Source organism: Microbacterium sp. M4A5_1d (genome assembly GCF_053345465.1).
This window is the reverse complement of sequence record NZ_JBKFAD010000003.1, coordinates 157862-174120: the sequence shown is the minus strand read 5'-3', so window position 1 is coordinate 174120 and position 16259 is coordinate 157862. Positions and strand designations below refer to the sequence as shown.

Annotated in this window: 17 protein-coding genes and 1 tRNA gene; 8 read left to right on the top strand and 10 right to left on the bottom strand. The window is 68.2% G+C overall.

Annotated elements, in window-relative coordinates:
• Nucleotides 1-357 precede the first annotated feature (357 nt).
• The 3 genes from ACLBWJ_RS12680 (at nucleotide 358) to ACLBWJ_RS12670 (ending at nucleotide 1916) form a co-directional block, all read left to right on the top strand.
• A complete protein-coding gene (locus tag ACLBWJ_RS12680) occupies nucleotides 358-573 on the top strand; it encodes a hypothetical protein (protein ID WP_447660432.1) in 216 nt (71 codons plus the stop codon).
• Between the two features lie 113 nt (nucleotides 574-686).
• On the top strand, nucleotides 687-1532 hold the full coding sequence (locus ACLBWJ_RS12675; RefSeq protein WP_447660431.1) for a tyrosine-type recombinase/integrase: 846 nt from the start codon (nucleotides 687-689) through the stop codon (nucleotides 1530-1532).
• A 15-nt stretch (nucleotides 1533-1547) separates the two neighbouring features.
• Complete coding sequence (locus ACLBWJ_RS12670; RefSeq protein ID WP_447660430.1) at nucleotides 1548-1916, top strand: hypothetical protein; 369 nt, start codon at nucleotides 1548-1550, stop codon at nucleotides 1914-1916.
• Nucleotides 1917-2090: 174 nt separating this feature from the next.
• On the opposite strand, the gene ACLBWJ_RS12665 is transcribed toward ACLBWJ_RS12670, so the two are convergent.
• Both ACLBWJ_RS12665 and ACLBWJ_RS12660 read right to left on the bottom strand, forming a co-directional pair.
• Nucleotides 2091-2163 (bottom strand) — tRNA-Lys (locus ACLBWJ_RS12665).
• Between the two features lie 172 nt (nucleotides 2164-2335).
• A complete protein-coding gene (locus ACLBWJ_RS12660) occupies nucleotides 2336-3007 on the bottom strand; it encodes a fasciclin domain-containing protein (protein ID WP_274178683.1) in 672 nt (223 codons plus the stop codon).
• A 245-nt stretch (nucleotides 3008-3252) separates the two neighbouring features.
• On the opposite strand from ACLBWJ_RS12660, the gene sigK reads away from it, so the two are divergent.
• The 4 genes from sigK (at nucleotide 3253) to ACLBWJ_RS12640 (ending at nucleotide 6682) form a co-directional block, all read left to right on the top strand.
• Nucleotides 3253-3852 (top strand): ECF RNA polymerase sigma factor SigK, encoded by a 600-nt coding sequence (sigK, locus tag ACLBWJ_RS12655; protein WP_274178682.1) that lies wholly within the window; start codon nucleotides 3253-3255, stop codon nucleotides 3850-3852.
• A complete protein-coding gene (locus ACLBWJ_RS12650) occupies nucleotides 3849-4700 on the top strand; it encodes an anti-sigma factor (protein ID WP_447660429.1) in 852 nt (283 codons plus the stop codon). Before sigK ends, ACLBWJ_RS12650 begins: the two co-directional genes overlap by 4 nt.
• Before the next feature lie 119 nt (nucleotides 4701-4819).
• A complete protein-coding gene (locus tag ACLBWJ_RS12645; protein WP_036306059.1) occupies nucleotides 4820-5458 on the top strand; it encodes a hypothetical protein in 639 nt (212 codons plus the stop codon).
• A gap of 339 nt (nucleotides 5459-5797) precedes the next feature.
• Nucleotides 5798-6682: an aminodeoxychorismate lyase gene (locus ACLBWJ_RS12640; protein WP_447660428.1), complete on the top strand. Its 885-nt coding sequence runs from the start codon at nucleotides 5798-5800 to the stop codon at nucleotides 6680-6682.
• Between the two features lie 42 nt (nucleotides 6683-6724).
• Here ACLBWJ_RS12640 and ACLBWJ_RS12635 read toward each other — a convergent pair whose 3' ends face one another.
• From ACLBWJ_RS12635 to ACLBWJ_RS12600, 8 genes are all read right to left on the bottom strand, one after another.
• Entirely contained in the window at nucleotides 6725-7504 is a 780-nt protein-coding gene (locus ACLBWJ_RS12635; RefSeq protein ID WP_447660427.1) for an endonuclease domain-containing protein, read from the bottom strand.
• A gap of 214 nt (nucleotides 7505-7718) precedes the next feature.
• The gene (gene pstB, locus ACLBWJ_RS12630) at nucleotides 7719-8498 is read right to left on the bottom strand and encodes a phosphate ABC transporter ATP-binding protein PstB (protein ID WP_112617144.1); all 780 of its coding nucleotides are present in this window, start codon (nucleotides 8496-8498) and stop codon (nucleotides 7719-7721) included.
• A 19-nt stretch (nucleotides 8499-8517) separates the two neighbouring features.
• On the bottom strand, nucleotides 8518-9615 hold the full coding sequence (gene pstA, locus ACLBWJ_RS12625; RefSeq protein ID WP_112617143.1) for a phosphate ABC transporter permease PstA: 1098 nt from the start codon (nucleotides 9613-9615) through the stop codon (nucleotides 8518-8520).
• Nucleotide 9616: 1 nt separating this feature from the next.
• Nucleotides 9617-10570 (bottom strand): phosphate ABC transporter permease subunit PstC, encoded by a 954-nt coding sequence (gene pstC / locus ACLBWJ_RS12620; protein ID WP_112617142.1) that lies wholly within the window; start codon nucleotides 10568-10570, stop codon nucleotides 9617-9619.
• A gap of 79 nt (nucleotides 10571-10649) precedes the next feature.
• Nucleotides 10650-11759, bottom strand: coding sequence for a phosphate ABC transporter substrate-binding protein PstS (gene pstS, locus ACLBWJ_RS12615; protein ID WP_112617141.1), 1110 nt, complete (start codon nucleotides 11757-11759; stop codon nucleotides 10650-10652).
• A gap of 162 nt (nucleotides 11760-11921) precedes the next feature.
• Nucleotides 11922-12860 carry an NUDIX hydrolase gene (locus tag ACLBWJ_RS12610; RefSeq protein ID WP_274178676.1) on the bottom strand — a complete coding sequence of 313 codons (939 nt, stop codon included), beginning with the start codon at nucleotides 12858-12860 and terminating at the stop codon, nucleotides 11922-11924.
• On the bottom strand, nucleotides 12857-15025 hold the full coding sequence (locus ACLBWJ_RS12605; RefSeq protein WP_447660426.1) for an RNA degradosome polyphosphate kinase: 2169 nt from the start codon (nucleotides 15023-15025) through the stop codon (nucleotides 12857-12859). The genes ACLBWJ_RS12610 and ACLBWJ_RS12605 overlap by 4 nt, the downstream gene beginning before the upstream one ends.
• A 50-nt stretch (nucleotides 15026-15075) precedes the next feature.
• The gene (locus ACLBWJ_RS12600; RefSeq protein WP_112617138.1) at nucleotides 15076-15774 is read right to left on the bottom strand and encodes a winged helix-turn-helix domain-containing protein; all 699 of its coding nucleotides are present in this window, start codon (nucleotides 15772-15774) and stop codon (nucleotides 15076-15078) included.
• A gap of 108 nt (nucleotides 15775-15882) precedes the next feature.
• On the opposite strand from ACLBWJ_RS12600, the gene ACLBWJ_RS12595 reads away from it, so the two are divergent.
• The gene (locus ACLBWJ_RS12595) at nucleotides 15883-16173 is read left to right on the top strand and encodes a hypothetical protein (RefSeq protein ID WP_274178675.1); all 291 of its coding nucleotides are present in this window, start codon (nucleotides 15883-15885) and stop codon (nucleotides 16171-16173) included.
• The last annotated feature ends 86 nt before the right edge of the window (nucleotides 16174-16259 follow it).

Genomic DNA, 16259 nt, shown 5'->3' with positions numbered 1-16259 from the left:
CGAGCGGCTTTTTGCGTGCCAGACACAGGACGCTGCCGCCGAGGACACATGGCTCAGAAGGACCGTCCCATGAAGTGCCCGCAGACCGTCCCGTACCCGAGCGCGGAGAGCTATACCCCGACAGGGGTTCTCGCGAGCCGAGAAGTGGTTCGAAGGTGCGATGCACGCAGACACCAATTGGTGACCACCTGCGCAGCCCTTGTCTCGACTGGCCGAGAATGTCAACCTGGTTACATGGTCCGCGGGCGACGAAACGCCAAGAAAACGGCGGCTGAAGAGCAGCGAGTCGCAGAGGTGGCACGAGCCGAGGCGGAACGAACCGAGGCGGCTGAACGGTCTCGACGAGTCGCTCGCATCATGAAGAAGGCTGGCGGCGAGCGGGCTGCGCTCGATCGCCTAAGTCAGGTCTCCCGCGAGATCGAGCGGCTGCACCGGGAGGAGCAGAAGCTCCTCCGCGAGCGTGATGGGCTGATCGACGGACTTCGCGACGCGGGGCAGTCGTGGAACACGCTCTGCTCGCGCACACGGCTGAGTCGGCAAGCACTGATGAAGCGTGCGTCGACGCCGACCTAGAGAAGGTCATCCGCGCTGAGGTGGCCGAGAACTATCCACAGATATCGCTGAACTCCTGCGGGATTCTCAAACTGCACGTAGCGTCCGACCCAACGAGGCTTGGGAGGATCGCCATGGGCAGCGTCCACGCATACGAGACGGCATCCGGCGGACGGCAGTACCGCATCGCCTATCGCCGGCCAGATCACACCCAGACACAAGAGCGTGGCTTCGGCACGAACCGTTCCGCGGAGCCTCGGCTCGCCGAGCTCGAGCTCGCGAAGCACCGGGGTGACTGCGTCGCTCCGTCCGTGGGTCCAGTCACCGCCGGAATGGTCGGCGCAGCGTGGCTGGAATCCCGCCCCGGCGACCTCAAACCGTCCACGCCGCGCAGGATCGAGTCCGCCTGGAAGATTCACGTCGAACTGAAGCGCGGCGAGCGGCAGCTCGGCTCGATTCGTCACTCCGAGGTGCAGACGTGGATTGCGTCGCTCGCGAAGACCCACAGCTTGACAGCAGTTCGCCGTTGTCACGAACTCCTCGCCGGGATACTCGAGGTCGGTGCCCGTGACCGCCGCCTCTCGCGCAATGTCGCTCGCGACATCAAACTGCCCCGGAAGCTCGGCAAGGAGCGCGCCTATTTGACCGACGCTCAGGTCACGGAGCTCGTCGCGATCGCAAAGCACCCCGACCTTGTCGTGTTCCTTGCGTACACCGGCCTCCGATGGGGTGAGGCCACCGCACTGCGGATAAAGCACGTCGATACCGTGCGGCGCCGAGTGCGGGTCGAGGAGAATGCGGTCGAGGCGGGTAGTCAAGTCATCATCGGCACGCCGAAGACGCACAAGGAGCGGACAGTGCCGTACCCGGTGTTCCTCGCACCCGTCATCGATCATCTGGTCGCGACGCGGCCGCGAGATGCGTTGCGCTTTGGCGACGGTGACCACTTTATCCGGCGAGCGAAGTCGACGACCGGGTGACTTAACAGTGGGGTCATGGAGGTCCGAGGTGAGACGCAGGAGCCCATTGAGGCGGCGACCGCCGCGGGCGCGCGACCGCCGCATCCGTTTCGGCTCGTCACACCCCACGACCCGCGACACACAGCAGCGTCGCTGGCGATCAGTGCCGGCGCCAACGTGACGGCGGTCCAGTGCATGCTTGGCCTCACGTCAGCGGCGATGACGCTCGACACTTACGCCGACCTTTTCGACGACGACCTTTTCGACGACGACCTCGAGAATGTGGCCGACGCGATGGCGCGAGCCGCCGATGCGTCTGGCGTCGGGGACGTTCTCGCCTCGTTGAAGAGTGGCGTACGTACGCGGAGTCGACGCGTATCGATCAGCGACTCGAAGACCGACTAGCTCCGGCGCGCTCCCACGGCCCGTTGCCACCGCCGCCGCGCGGCTTGTCGAGCCCGCGAGCACCCAAAGGTGGCCGCCAGAAGTGTTGCCATTCTGTTGCCACGAGGGGTTTCGTGGTGGCTTCAGCATCCCAACTTCCCCGGAGAACCAAGGGTTTCGACGCTGTGCCAGAGGTGGGCCCCGTGGGGCTCGAACCCACGACCCGCGGATTAAAAGTCCGATGCTCTACCGACTGAGCTAGAGGCCCTGAGCTTCCCAGCTTAGTAGCCGCGGGGGAGGCCCCGAACCGACCGACACCCGACCCGCCGACATCCGTCCGGGCACGACAAAGCCGCCGGTGTGCTCGCACCGGCGGCTTCGCCTCGGCCACGGAGATACCGAGGCCGTGCCGCGGGAACCCCTCACCGCGGCTGTTCGGGTCACATCGGGGGCATCAGCACCGTGTCGATGAGGTAGACCGTGGCGTTGGCCGTCGTGACGCCACCGCAGATGACCGCGGCGCTGTCGTTGACCATGATGTTGTCGCCCGAGCCGGTGACGGTCAGGTCGGCACCGTTGACGGTGGTGTGGGTGCCGTCGATCTCGTCGGGCGCGATCTGGCCGGGCACGACGTGGTAGGTGAGGATCGACGTGAGGGTCGCCGAGTCGGTCTTCAGCGACTCGATGGTGGCGGGGTCGATCTTCGCGAAAGCGTCGTCGACGGGAGCGAAGACGGTGAACTCGTCACCGTTCAGCGTGTCGACGAGGTCGACGTCAGGGTTGAGCTGTCCGCTGACGGCGGCGACGAGGGTGGTGAGCAGCGGGTTGTTCGAAGCTGCGGTTGCCACCGGGTCCTGAGCCATGCCGGCGACCGAGCCGGATCCGTCCGGAACGGCTGCGGCGTAGTCGGCACAGCCGGGGCCGACGAGGTTGGCGGCCGGGTCCATCGAAGCGTCGGGCGAAGCCGTCTCCATGGGAGCGGCGGACGACGAGGGGGCCTCGGTCTCCTCGGTCATGGTGTCACCCGATCCCGACGAGCAGGCCGACAGAGCGAGGGCTCCGGCGAAGCCGAGGGCCAGGGCAGCAGTGAACTTCTTCTTGGTGCTGAGCATGATTGCCTCCGTGTGTTCTCCGCCGTGGGTCCGTCCCCGGCGTCGAGGGTTCTTCGGAGGCCCCCACCGATCGGATCGGAAAAAGTTCAAGAAAGTTCGAAACCGAGTTTTCAGGCATCCGAAGCACCCCTCTCATAGGAAGAAGGGCGACACGGATGCCGTGACGACCGTGGCCGCGAAGCGCGGCAGGTAGAGAACCGATAACAGGTCGGCGCTGCATCCGGGAACAGGTCGGAGGATGCGGCATGCTGGTAGCGATGGTCATAGATGGAATGGACGTGCCCGACGACGGGCCGTCGACGGATCACGTCGCGGAGCTGATCCAGCGTTGCGCCGACGGTGACCACAGTGCTTTCGCCCGCCTGTACGACACCCTGTCGGGGCGGGTCTTCGGACTCATCCTGCGCGTGCTGGTCGACCGCGCGCAGAGCGAGGAAGTGCTCCAGGAGGTCTTCCTCGAGGTGTGGCAATCCGCTTCGACGTTCGCTCCGAAGAAGGGGCAAGGAAGATCGTGGGTTCTCACGATCGCCCACCGCCGAGCGGTAGACCGAGTCCGGTCGTCGCAGGCGAGCAGCGATCGCGATGTACGTGCGGGCTACCGAGAGATGGCGACACAGCCCGAAGGCGTCGCCGAACAGGTGGAGCTGCGCATCGAAGGACGGCGCGTCGCTCGGGCTCTCAGCTCTCTACCCGAGGCGCAACGAGAGGCCATCACCCTCGCCTACTACGGGGGTTACAGTCAAAGCGAGATCGCAGCGCTGGTGGGAGCGCCGCTCGGAACGATCAAGACACGGATGCGTGATGGATTGACCAAGCTCCGTAGTGCAATGGGGGTGACATCGTGAACGAACAGACATTCGCCGAGCTCTCGGCAGGGTACGCGCTCGGAGCGCTGTCGCCTGAGGACGAGCTCGCCTATCGCGAGGCCCTCGACGCGCACCCCGAGTGGATGCCCCTGGTCGAGGCGGATGCCGAAGCGGCGGCTCTGCTGTCGGAAGGTGTCGCCGATGTGACGCCCCCGCCCGGCCTGAAAGCGAGCCTGCTCGCGCAGATCGGTGCGTCCGACGCCGTCGAGCCGCAGGCCGAGACGTCCGCACCCGTCGAAGCGCCGCGCCACGAAGACGACATCGCCGACCCGGCGGACGAGCTCCAAGACGACGACCCGCGGGCCGCGGCATCCGGCTACTCCGTCGGCTCTCCCGTGACCGAGGAAGTGCAGCTGGTGCAGCGTCGCAACTGGACGCGCAGCCTGTTCGCCCTGACCGCCTCGATCGCGTTGCTCGTCGGCATCGGCTGGGGCGTCGGCACCCTGACGCAGGGCATGCGCGCGCCGTCCGCCGAGAGCGTGCTCGCACAGATCGAGCGCTCCGACGACGCCCAGTCGAGCACCGCACAACTCGTGGACGGCGGCGAAGCCACTGTTCACTGGTCGCCGAGCGTCGACGGCGTCGTGCTCGTCGCCGAAGGCCTGCCCGAGATCGCCGACGACCAGTCGTACGAGGCATGGTTCGTGCGCGGCAGCGCGCCGATCCCGGCGGGCGCGTTCGAATCGAGCGACGGTTCGGCCGCCATGCTTCTCGAGGGTGACATGCAGCCTGAGGACGTCATCGCCCTCACCATCGAGCAGAGCGGCGGGTCGCCGAGCGGCCTGCCCACCACCGACCCCATCGTCGCGATCCCGACGAGCGCCTGACTGCCCGACCCCGTTATCCGGCAGCGGAACGGCTGGCCCCGCGTGGGCCGGCCGTTTCGTCGTTTCCAGCTTGTGCCCGCGAGGGCCGGAGGGCTGCCGCTCTCGCTTAGCCTGGAATGATGACGGACGGATCCCGGGACTACCACAAGCCCGTTCGGCGACCCGCCGACGAGTTCGATCGGCACTTCGCGGGTGAAGATCCGGCGGAGGTGTCTCGCGTCGCCCACGCGACCGCGGGTGCCCTGTTGTCGCGGGTGCGCGAAGACCCGAGCGACGCCGTGGTCGACCGCCTCGTCGGATTCACCGCCGAGCACGGCATCGACACCGTCGCCGAGCTGTGGTCGCGATCGCCCGCGAAGTCGCTGCCGGGCGCGCTCTGGCGGCTGTACCTCCTGCAGCTGATGATCCACCGCGACCCGCGCACCGCCGCGCTGCTCTATGAACGCGGACGGGTCGTGCTGCGTTCTGCCGACGAAGTGATCGCGGGGGCTCCCACACCGGCGGGGCCGGAAGAGCTCGTGGCCCTCATCGACGTGATCATGCGCGGCGTCTTCCGCGGCGACTTCGCGGTTGCGCTCGAACGCGCCGCGTCGTTCTGCCGCGTGCAATCCGCCGGAGCGACCTCGGTGGCCGACGACCACGACGTCAGCGAACCCGACCGTTCGTCGGCGCTGACCGCGCGCGCCCTCCGGCTAAGCACCTACGCCGACGACCTGGGGTCGTGCGCTGGCTTGTGGCGCCGCGAAGCTCTCACCTGAGGCAGCGCCGGCGTCCGGAGAGAAAGCCGGCAAAGACCCCGGAAAAGAGAAGTGCCGGGCCGCAGAACGCCTCTCGGCGCGTGGCCGCTCGCAGCGGCTGAAGATGGAGCCCGGGGTTACTGCGGCCCGGCACATACAGTCTAACGGAGCCTCGGACGTGGGCATTCCCGGGGTAGACAAAACCGGTGGTCGGCCGGTACTGGAGGGGGCTCGCGGGCGGCGGCGGGCGGGCCGCGATGCAAGGGATCGTGGGCGACGCGCCGGGGGAGCGGCATCCGTACCGGGGTGTCGCGCAGGATGTCGTGCATCCCGGCACCGGGCGCGTCGTAGGCTCGGCGCATGGCACTGCGTTTCGCGCTGATGATCGACCCGCTCGCGGCGGATGACACCCGGTTGGACTTCGCGTCGACCTTCACCGCGGTCGATCCCGCGGCCCCCGCGCTGACGGTGGGGGAGCTCAGCACCCAGCGCGGCGACGGCATCTTCGAGTCGATCGGCGTGGTCGACGGCCACCCCCAGGAGGTCGAGGCGCACCTCGAGCGCCTGGCGCACTCCGCCGAGCTCTGCGACCTGCCGGTGCCGAACATCGCCCAGTGGTGGGCGGCCGTGGCTGTCGCGGCATCCGAATGCGGTTCGGGAGAGGGAGTCGTGAAGCTGATCCTCAGCCGCGGCATCGAGCACGGACCGACCCCGACGGCCTGGGCGACGGCATCCGCCGCGGCGGACTTCACCCGGGCACGCACCCACGGCGTCCGCGTCGTGACGCTCGACCGCGGCTACTCCATCGATGCGCCGGCGCGGGCTCCGTGGCTGCTGCTGGGCGCGAAGACCCTGTCGTACGCCGTGAACATGGCCGCCCTGCGCGAGGCGCACCGGCGCGGCGCTGACGACGCGATCTTCCTCAGCTCCGACGGCTTCGTGCTGGAGGCGCCGACGGCATCCCTCGTTCTGCGGCGCGGCGACACGTTCGTCACGCCGGCGCCCAACGGCGGCATCCTGCACGGCACGACGCAGCTGAGCCTGTTCGACCATCTCGCCGAGCGCGGCTTCGAGACGGCATACGAGACGATCCCGGTCGACGAGCTGCGGCGTGCGGATGCCGCGTGGCTGGTGTCGAGCGTCCGGCTCGCGGCACCCATCATCGAGCTCGACGGCGCCGCTCTCGACAGTGACCCCGAGTTCACGGCATCCCTCAACGCCTACCTGCTCTCGCCGCGCGACTGACCCCCGGTCTCGGCGGTCGAGGCCGAAGGTGTGGAGTGGGCATCAGGCGGATGCCGCGAGCTGCAGGCTCGGGTGGGAGCGCAGGGCGCCGAGGACGGCGGACTCGACGAGCTCCCAGTCGTGGACGACGAGCGCGTAGTCGAAGCGCAGTGTCACGTAACCCCATGAGGCGGCGTTCGCGTCGCGAGTGAGGTCTTTGTGGCGCTTCGCCTCGCCGTGGTGATTGGCCATGCCGTCGAGCTCGACGATGAGCCGGTCGCCGATCAGCGCGTCGACGACGCCGACTCCGAAGACGGAGACCTGCGTCCTCACCCGGAGGCCGTGCTTCCGTAGACGCCAGCGCAGGAGCGACTCGAGTCCGCTGTCAGCATCCGTTCGAGCGAGGCGCAGCGCCTCCCGGCCGCGGGCATTGGTGTGCCGGCGGAGCCACCGCAGATCGTCCCTCGTGAGGTGGCGCTGTCGCAGCGCGGATTCGAGCGTGACGAAGAAGTGCTCGGGACCGCGGCATCCGAGGATCTGGCACAGCACCTGCCGGAGGGGAAGAGGACCGGATGCCGCGTCACGCGCATCTCGGTCCCAGTGCTCGATGCACCCGCAGGACCCGTCGTGGTGGGCTCGCTGGCCGGTCTTCAGCCATACGTGCGGTTCGTCGTCGTCATCGAGGGTCCAGAGGCCGTGATGCCTCGCGGCCGTCACGCATGCCATCGAGCCGCCGTGCGCTGCAATGGCTCGGGCCGAGGCGCACGCGCCGGGGGAAGCGTACATGCCGATCCGGATGCGGCTGAGACGGCCGGAATCGACCGCCGCGGTTCGCCCCGACACCCCGCCCGAACGGCATCCTCACCGGGGTGCCGGCACGGATCCCTTGCATCCGGGCACGACGGCCGCCCGAACGCCCGACGCAGCCCGCCGCACCGGGATGCAAGGCGGAAACGGCGACGCGCCGGGCGAGGAGTCCTCGCACCGGCGCGTCGCGCACGATCCCTTGCATCCCGGCCCTTGCCGGACCCGGCCCACGACGAGCCGGGGGCTCGACTCACCCGAAGCGGCCGGAGACGTAGTCCTCGGTAGCCTGCACGGACGGGGTGGTGAAGATCGACGTCGTGTCGTCGTACTCGATGAGCTTGCCGGGCTTGCCGGTTCCGGCGATGTTGAAGAACGCGGTCTTGTCGCTGACGCGCGACGCCTGCTGCATGTTGTGCGTGACGATGACGACGGTGTAGTCGCTCTTGAGCTCCTGGATGAGCTCCTCGATCGCGAACGTCGAGATCGGGTCGAGGGCCGAGCAGGGCTCGTCCATCAGCAGCACGTCGGGCGAGACCGCGATCGCGCGAGCGATGCACAGACGCTGCTGCTGTCCGCCCGAGAGGCCTGAGCCGGGCTTGTCGAGGCGGTCCTTGACCTCGTTCCAGAGGTTCGCGCCGCGCAGCGACTTCTCGACGAGGGCGTCGGCGTCCGACTTCGAGATGCGACGGTTGTTGAGCTTGACGCCGGCCAGCACGTTCTCGCGGATCGACATGGTCGGGAACGGGTTCGGCCGCTGGAACACCATGCCGACCTGACGGCGCACGAGCACCGGGTCGACCCCGGGGCCATACAGGTTGTCGCCATCGAGCAGAACGCTGCCCTCGACGCGAGCGCCGGGGATGACCTCGTGCATGCGGTTCAGGGTGCGCAGGAAGGTCGACTTGCCGCAGCCCGACGGGCCGATGAAGGCGGTGACGCTGCGGGGTTCGATGTCGAGGGAGACACCCTCGACGGCGAGGAAGTCGCCGTAGTAGACGTTGAGGTCGTTGACTTCGATGCTCTTGGACACGGAGGTTTCTTCTTTCGGGTCAGCGGCCGGTCTTGGGTGCGAAGAACTTGGCGATCAGGCGCGCCACGAGGTTCAACAGCATCACGATGACGATGAGGGTCAGAGCCGAAGCCCAGGCGCGGCCGACGAAGGCCTCGGCGGGGATGCCCTGGTTCATGTACTGGGTGTAGGTGAAGACCGGCAGGGTCTGCATACGACCGTTGAAGAGGTCGTAGTTCATGGATGCCGTGAAGCCGGCGGTGATCAGCAGCGGGGCGGTCTCGCCGATGACGCGCGAGATCGAGAGCATCACACCGGTGGTGATACCGGCGATGGCGGTGGGGAGCACGACCTTGGCGATCGTGAGCCACTTGGGCACACCGAGCGCGTACGACGCCTCGCGCAGCTCGTTGGGGACGAGACGCAGCATCTCCTCGGTCGAGCGGACGACGACCGGGATCATCAGCACGGCGAGTGCGACCGACCCCATGATGCCCAGGCGGATGCCGGGGCCGAGGAAGAGCGCGAACAGGGCGTAGGCGAACAGGCCCGCGACGATCGACGGGATGCCCGTCATGACGTCGACGAGGAACGTGATGCCCTGAGCCAGACGCTTCCCCTGGCCGTACTCGATGAGGTAGATCGCGGTGAAGATGCCGATCGGGATCGAGATCACAGCTGCGGCGAGAGTGATCAGGACCGTGCCCATGATGGCGTGCAGCGCGCCGCCGCCTTCACCGACGACGTTGCGCATCGACGAGCTGAAGAACTCGCCGCTCCAGCTGGGAGCGCCGAGCGTGATGACGGTGAAGGCCACCGAGACGAGCGGCACCATCGCGATGAGGAACGCGACGGTGACGACCCCGGTCACCAGGCGGTCGACCGACTTGCGGCGGCCTTCCACGGCGGCCGAGACCGCCGTGATGAGCACGAGGTATGCCACGGCCGACAGGATCAGCCATCCGGGGACGTTGAGCGCATCGCCGGATGCCGCGGCGATGACGCCGAAGAAGATGCCGACGACCACGAGCGAGGCGCCGAGGATCGCCCAAGGCCCCCACTTGGGCAGGTGCCCCGTGGTGAGGCTCGTCGAAGCGCTGCGCGCCGACGTGCTCGGGGGAGTGAGAGTCGCGGTCATGTCAGTTGGCCCCCGAGAATTCCTTGCGGCGGCTCACGATGTAGCGCGCGACCGCGTTCACCGCGAAGGTGACGACGAAGAGGATGAGGCCCGTGGCGATGAGGACGTTGACGTTCGTCCCGTAGGCCTCGGGGAAGGTGAGAGCGATGTTCGCCGCGATCGTCGAGGGGTTGCCCGACGTGAAGAGCGCGAACGTGACCCCGCCGGACACGGACAGGACCATGGCGACGGCCATGGTCTCGCCGAGTGCTCGTCCGAGGCCGAGCATGGCGGCCGAGACGATGCCGCTGCGGGCGAAGGGGAAGACGGCCATCCGGATCATCTCCCAGCGCGTCGACCCGAGGGCCAGCGCGGCCTCTTCGTGCAGGGTCGGGGTCTGGAGGAAGATCTCGCGGCAGATCGCGGTGATGATTGGGGTGACCATGACCGCGAGGACGACAGATGCCGTGAAGATCGTGCGGCCCGTGCTCGAGACGGGACCGTTGAAGAGCGGGAACCACCCGACGTTGTCGACGAACCAGCTGTAGATCGGCTGCACGGCGGGTGCCAGTACGCCGATGCCCCACAGACCGAAGACGACGGAGGGAACGGCCGCGAGCAGATCGACGACGTACCCGAGTGCCTGAGCCAGCCGGCGCGGGGCGTAGTGCGAGATGAAGAGGGCGACGCCGAGCGACAGCGGCACGGCCATGAGCAGCGCCAACGCGGCTGCCCAGACGGTGCCGAAGACGAGCGGCCCGACGTACGACCAGAAGTTGTCGGGCAGGATCGAGGCGTCTTCGTTGGTGGCGACGAAGGCGGGGAGCGACTGGATGACCAGGAAGATCGCGACCGCGGCGAGGGTCACGAGGATCATCGAGCCGGCGAAGAGCGCCGTGCCGGAGAACCAGCGGTCGCCCGCTCGGGTCTTGGCCTTCGGGGCTCCGGTGCGGGTGACCTCGGGTGTGGTGGTCATGGCTTCGATTCTGTGCGACGGACGGGAACCGCGCGAGGTGCCCGGTCCGGCGCGAACCGGACCGGGCACCCGGAGCGTATTACTTGATGGCCTCGATGGCCTCGGTCACCTGCGTGCGCAGGGTCTCCGAGATCGGAGCGGAGCCGGCAGCGGATGCCGCGGCATCCTGGCCCTCGGCGCTCGCGGCGTAGCTGAAGAAGCCCTTGACCATCTCAGCGGTCGCGGCGTCCTTGTACTCGGCGCAGCCGATGAGGTAGCTCACGAGGACGATCGGGTAGACGCCGGCCTCGGTGCTGGTGCGGTCGAGCTTGATCGCGATGTCGGTGGCGGCGCGACCCTCCTCCTCGGGCGAGGCGTCGACGATCGCGGCAGCAGCCTCGGGGGAGTACTCGACGAATTCCTCGCCGACCTTGATCGCGACGGTGCCGAGGTCGCCGGCGCGCGAGGCGTCGGCGTAGCCGATGGTGCCCTGGCCGCCCTCGACGGCCGAGATGACACCCGACGTACCCTGAGCGGCTTCGCCGCCGAGGGCCGGCCACTCCTCGACCGAACCGGCGGTCCAGACGTCGGGAGCGGTCTTGCCGAGGTAGTCGGTGAAGTTGCCGGTGGTGCCCGACTTGTCGGAGCGGTGAACCGGGGTGATCGCGGTCGCGGGCAGCTCGACACCCTCGTTGAGGGCCGTGATGGCCGGGTCGTTCCACGTCGTGATCTGGCCCGCGAAGATCTTCGCCAGCGTCATGGCGTCGAGGTTGAGCGAGTCGACACCGTCGATGTTGAAGACGACGGCGATCGGCGAGATGTAGGTCGGGAGCTCGACGAGGTCGGAGCCCTCGGCGCACGCCTCGAACGGGCCGGCGGTGATCTCGTCGGTCTTGAACGCGCGGTCCGAGCCGGCGAACTGAACGGCGCCGGCCTGGAACGACTCGCGTCCTGTGCCCGAGCCGGAGGGGTCGTAGTCGATCGTGAGACCGGGGTTGGCGGTCTGCAGGCCCTGGGTCCAGGCCTGGACGGCGACCTCCTGCGACGAGGCGCCGCCTCCGACGAGGTTGCCCTCGAGGGAGGGGGCCGAGGAGTCGCTCGAGCCGGCGCCGGCGTCGGGAGCGCCGCCTTCGTTCGCAGCGCAGCCCGCGAGGGCAAGAGAGGCCACGGCGGCCACGGCGCCCAGCTGGGCGAGTCGGGAGAGCTTCACTGTGTGAATCCTTCGCATGTTGATGACGAGAACCCGGTGCAGGTTCGTCCCGAACGGTAGACACCGTCCCTTACGAGAGTGCGCTGTGGGGGTGAACAGAAGGTGAACGGCGCTCCCCAGCCCCGGAAAGACGCGGCTATCGGGGGATCATCGCGTGCGAGATCACACCTTCGGCATGTGGGTTTCGATTGCGACGATCCCGGCCCCGGGGTTCTCCCGCGGCAGGTGCACGACCGAGAATGCGCCCGTCTCGAGCGACGAGGCGCTGCCGAGATACGACCCGCGCAGGGTGCCGGTGGCCAGCGCCATCTCGCTGAGGAGGTCGGGCAGCACCGGGCCGTGGGTGCAGAGCACGACCGGCTTGCGGGCGCGCACGCGATCACCGACGACCGACCGGACATCGGCCTGACCGTTCTCCCAGGCGTCCTGCGAAAGGTGCGGAGACTTGTCGATCCGCTTGCTGATCGCGGCCGCCAGGGGCGTCACGGTGCGCACGCATCGCCGCGCGTCGGACGAGATGATGCGGCGGACGCCGAACGCGACGAGCGGGCCGACGATCGCGTGCGCCTGCTTCTTGCCTCGGGACGAGAGCGGCCGCGCGGCATCCTCGCCGTCCCAGTCCTCGCGAGCTACGGCTTTCGCGTGCCGCAGCGCGATGAGGGGGAATGTGTCGATGGCGCGCTCGTCGACGAGCCGCACGAACTCGTCGAGGATCTCGACGTCGACGGGGTAGCTGAGCGCTTTGCGAGCCTTTTTCAGACTCATCCACTCGAGCGCGGCGATCTCCTTGTTCGGTACGAACGTCGACATCCTGATCGCCAGGTCGGTCGCCTCCGCCGCCCAGTAGTGGACGATCTTCTGCTTCTTGCTCGGCAGGTGGTACCTCGAGACACCGACGGGCGGACCGAGCCGGACCGAGATGCCGGTCTCCTCCCGGATCTCGCGCACGGCCGTCTCGGCGAGCATCTCACCGGGATCGACCTTGCCCTTGGGCAGGGTGAGGTCGCGGTACTTGGTGCGATGGATGATCAGCACCCTGACCTTGTCGTCGACCCACCGCCAGACGACTCCGCCTGCCGCGTACACCGCGGTGTCGGTCATCGCACCGCCCGCGCCCGGCGGCGCCGCTGCACCTGAGCCATGGTGCGGTCCTGCAGATCGACCAGCGGCTTGCCATCGTCGTCGAACGCGTGGCGCGTCCACACCCCGCCGTCACCGAGGTGCCACGAGCTGGTCGAGTCGCTCATCGCCAGGTCGAACAGCGTCGTCAGCTCCTTCACGTGGGCAGGCGCCACGACGCGCACCAGGGCCTCGACGCGGCGGTCGAGGTTGCGGTGCATCATGTCGGCGCTGCCGATGTACGCGATCGTGTCGCCGTCGTTGTGGAACGTGAAGATGCGCGAGTGCTCGAGATAGCGCCCGAGGATCGACCGGACGGTGATGTTGTCGGTGACGCCGGGAAGGTCGGTGCGCAGCGAGCAGATGCCGCGCACCCACACGTCGACACGCACCCCCGCCTGGCTCGCCCGGTACAGGGCGTCGATGATCTGCTCATCGACCATCGAGTTGACCTTGATGCGGATGTGGGCGGGCTTGCCGTCGAGCGCGTTGCGGCGCTCGGCGTCGATGTGCCGAAGCAGCCCCTTCCGCAGGTGGAGGGGCGCGACCAGCAGCCGCTTGAACTTCTTCTCGATCGCGTAGCCGCTGAGCTCGTTGAACAGACGCGTCAGGTCGCGGCCGACCTGCTCGTCGCTCGTGAACAGGCCGAAGTCCTCGTAGAGCCGGCTGGTCTTGGGGTTGTAATTGCCGGTGCCGATGTGGCTGTAGCTGCGGAGCGTGCCGTCCTCTTCGCGGATGACGTGCAGCAGCTTGCAGTGGGTCTTCAGCCCCACGAGGCCGTAGACGACGTGCACACCGGCCTTCTCGAGCTTGCGAGCCCACACGATGTTGGCGGCCTCGTCGAAGCGGGCCTTCACCTCGACGAGCGCCAGCACCTGCTTGCCGCGCTCGGCGGCGTCGATCAGCGCCTGCACGATGGGGCTGTCACCCGAGGTGCGGTAGAGCGTCTGCTTGATGGCGAGCACGTGGGGATCGCGGGCCGCCTGCTCGAGGAACGCGACGACACTCGTGGTGAACGACTCGTACGGGTGATGGACGAGGACGTCGCCGGCGCGGATGGCGCCGAAGAAGTCGGTGCGCCCGTTCTGCTCGGCAGGCTGGAAGGCGGTCGCCGTCGTGGGGACGTGGGGCTTGTACCGCAGCTCGGGGCGGTCGATGCGCGCGAGGTCGAAGAGTCCGCGCAGATCGAGCAGCCCCGGCAGTCGGTAGACCTCTTGGTCGGTGATGTCGAGCTCGCCGAGGAGCAGGTCGAGCGTGACGTCGTCCATGTCCTCGGTCACCTCGAGCCGGATCGGCGGCCCGAAGCGACGCCGGAGCAGCTCGGCCTCGAGGGCCTGGATCAGGTTCTCGGTCTCGTCCTCCTCGATCACGACATCCTCGTTGCGCGTGAGCCGGAAGGTGTGGTGCTCGAGGATCTCCATGCCGGGGAAGAGGTCTTCGAGGTTGTTCGCGATCAGGTCCTCGAGCGGCAGGTAGCGCTTGACCGACGTGCCGGTGTTCAGCTCGACGAACCGGGGGAGCATCGGCGGCACCTTCAGGCGCGCGAACTCCTGCCGGCCGGTCTTGGCGTTGCGGATGCGGATCGCGAGGTTCAGCGACAGCCCCGAGATATAGGGGAAGGGGTGTGCCGGGTCGACGGCCAGCGGCATCAGAACGGGGAAGACCTGCGCCTGGAAGTAGTCGTACAGTCGGCCGCGCTCGGAATCGTCGAGGTCGTCCCATCCGACGATCTCGATGCCCGCCTCCGCCAGGGCGGGCTGCACCATGTTGCCCCATGCGCCGGCGTGGCGCAGCTGCAGCGCGTGCGCCTCGGCGGAGATGTCGGAGAGCACCTCCTGCGGAGCTCGGCCGACGTTGGTGGGTACCGCGAGGCCGGTGACGATTCGCCGCTTGAGGCCCGCGACGCGCACCATGAAGAACTCGTCGAGGTTGCTCGCGAAGATCGCCAGGAAGTTGGCCCGCTCGAGCACCGGCAGCGTCGGGTCTTCGGCGAGCTCGAGCACGCGCTGGTTGAAGGCGAGCCAGCTGATCTCACGGTCGGTGTAGCGGTGGTCGGGCAGCTGTGCGTCGACGTCTTCGACGGCCGGGTCGAAGTCGTCGTCGTCGGCGTCGCCCAGACCGGAGTCCAGAGCCTCGGTGTCGATCATCCCCTCATCATGGCAGTCCTGCGTGTCCTGCCGGTGAACGAGGCGGAGAGTCAGCTCTGCGCGGATGCGCCGCCGGCGGGAACCGGCTCGTCTTCGTACACGTTGAAGCGGTAGCCGACGTTGCGGACGGTCCCGATCAGCTGCTCGAGGTCGCCGAGCTTCGCGCGCAGTCGCCGGACGTGAACGTCGACCGTGCGCGTGCCGCCGAAGTAGTCGTATCCCCAGACCTCGCTCAGCAGCTGCTCGCGGGTGAACACCCGCGAGGGGTGCGTCGCGAAGAAGTGCAGCAGCTGGAACTCCTTGTACGTGAGATCGAGCGGCCGTCCGTGCACCTTCGCCGAGTACGACGACTCGTCGATCGTGATGCCGGAGGTCTGGATGCGGCTCGATACCGCCTCCTTGCTCACACGTCCGATCGCCAGACGGATGCGCGCGTCGATCTCGGCGGGGCCGGCGGTCGCGAGAATGACGTCATCGATGCCCCAGTCGGTGGAGACGGCGGTGAGGCCGCCCTCGGTGACGATGAGCACGAGCGGTGCGTCGATGCCGGTGCTGCCGAGGATCTTGCACAGCGACTTCGCCCCCACGAGGTCATGACGCGCGTCGACGAAGACGACTTCGGCGCTGGGGGCGTTGACCAGCTGTGCGGGTTCGGCGGGGATCTGCCGCACCCGGTGGCTGAGCAGCTCGAGCGCCGGGAGCGCGAGACCACCGCCGTGCGTGGAACTCAGAACGAGAAGCTGTGCCAACGGGGATTCCTCCGGGAGCGGCCGGGACGTGACCTCATCTTAGGCGTTCGCTGGGCGCGGCCTGTGCGCACCGTCGCACCGCGCGACATGGTGGGCCACAATGGGACGGTGACCACGCCCGATCTCGCACCCCCGCGCACCGTCGTCGGAGTCGTCGCCGTCTGGATCGCCGCGGCCGTCGCCGCAGTCCTCGTGGGGATCCTCGCCCCCGCCGAAGACCGGGCGATGTGGATGCCGGTGGCCCTCGGTGGCTGCCTGATCCTCGCCTTCGCGGTCCAGCTGGCGCTGGGACGGGTGCGCGGCTTCATCGAGCGCGTGGCCGTGAGCGTGCTCGGCGCGCTGTTCGTCATGGGCTTCATCGGCATCGGGTTCGGGCTCGCGTCGCTCGTCGGAGCCTGACCGCAACCGCTTGCCACAGGCGTGAACGGTCCGCGCGGGCATAGAGTAGAGACATGGATCTCCTCGCGCTCGAAATCTTCTACGTG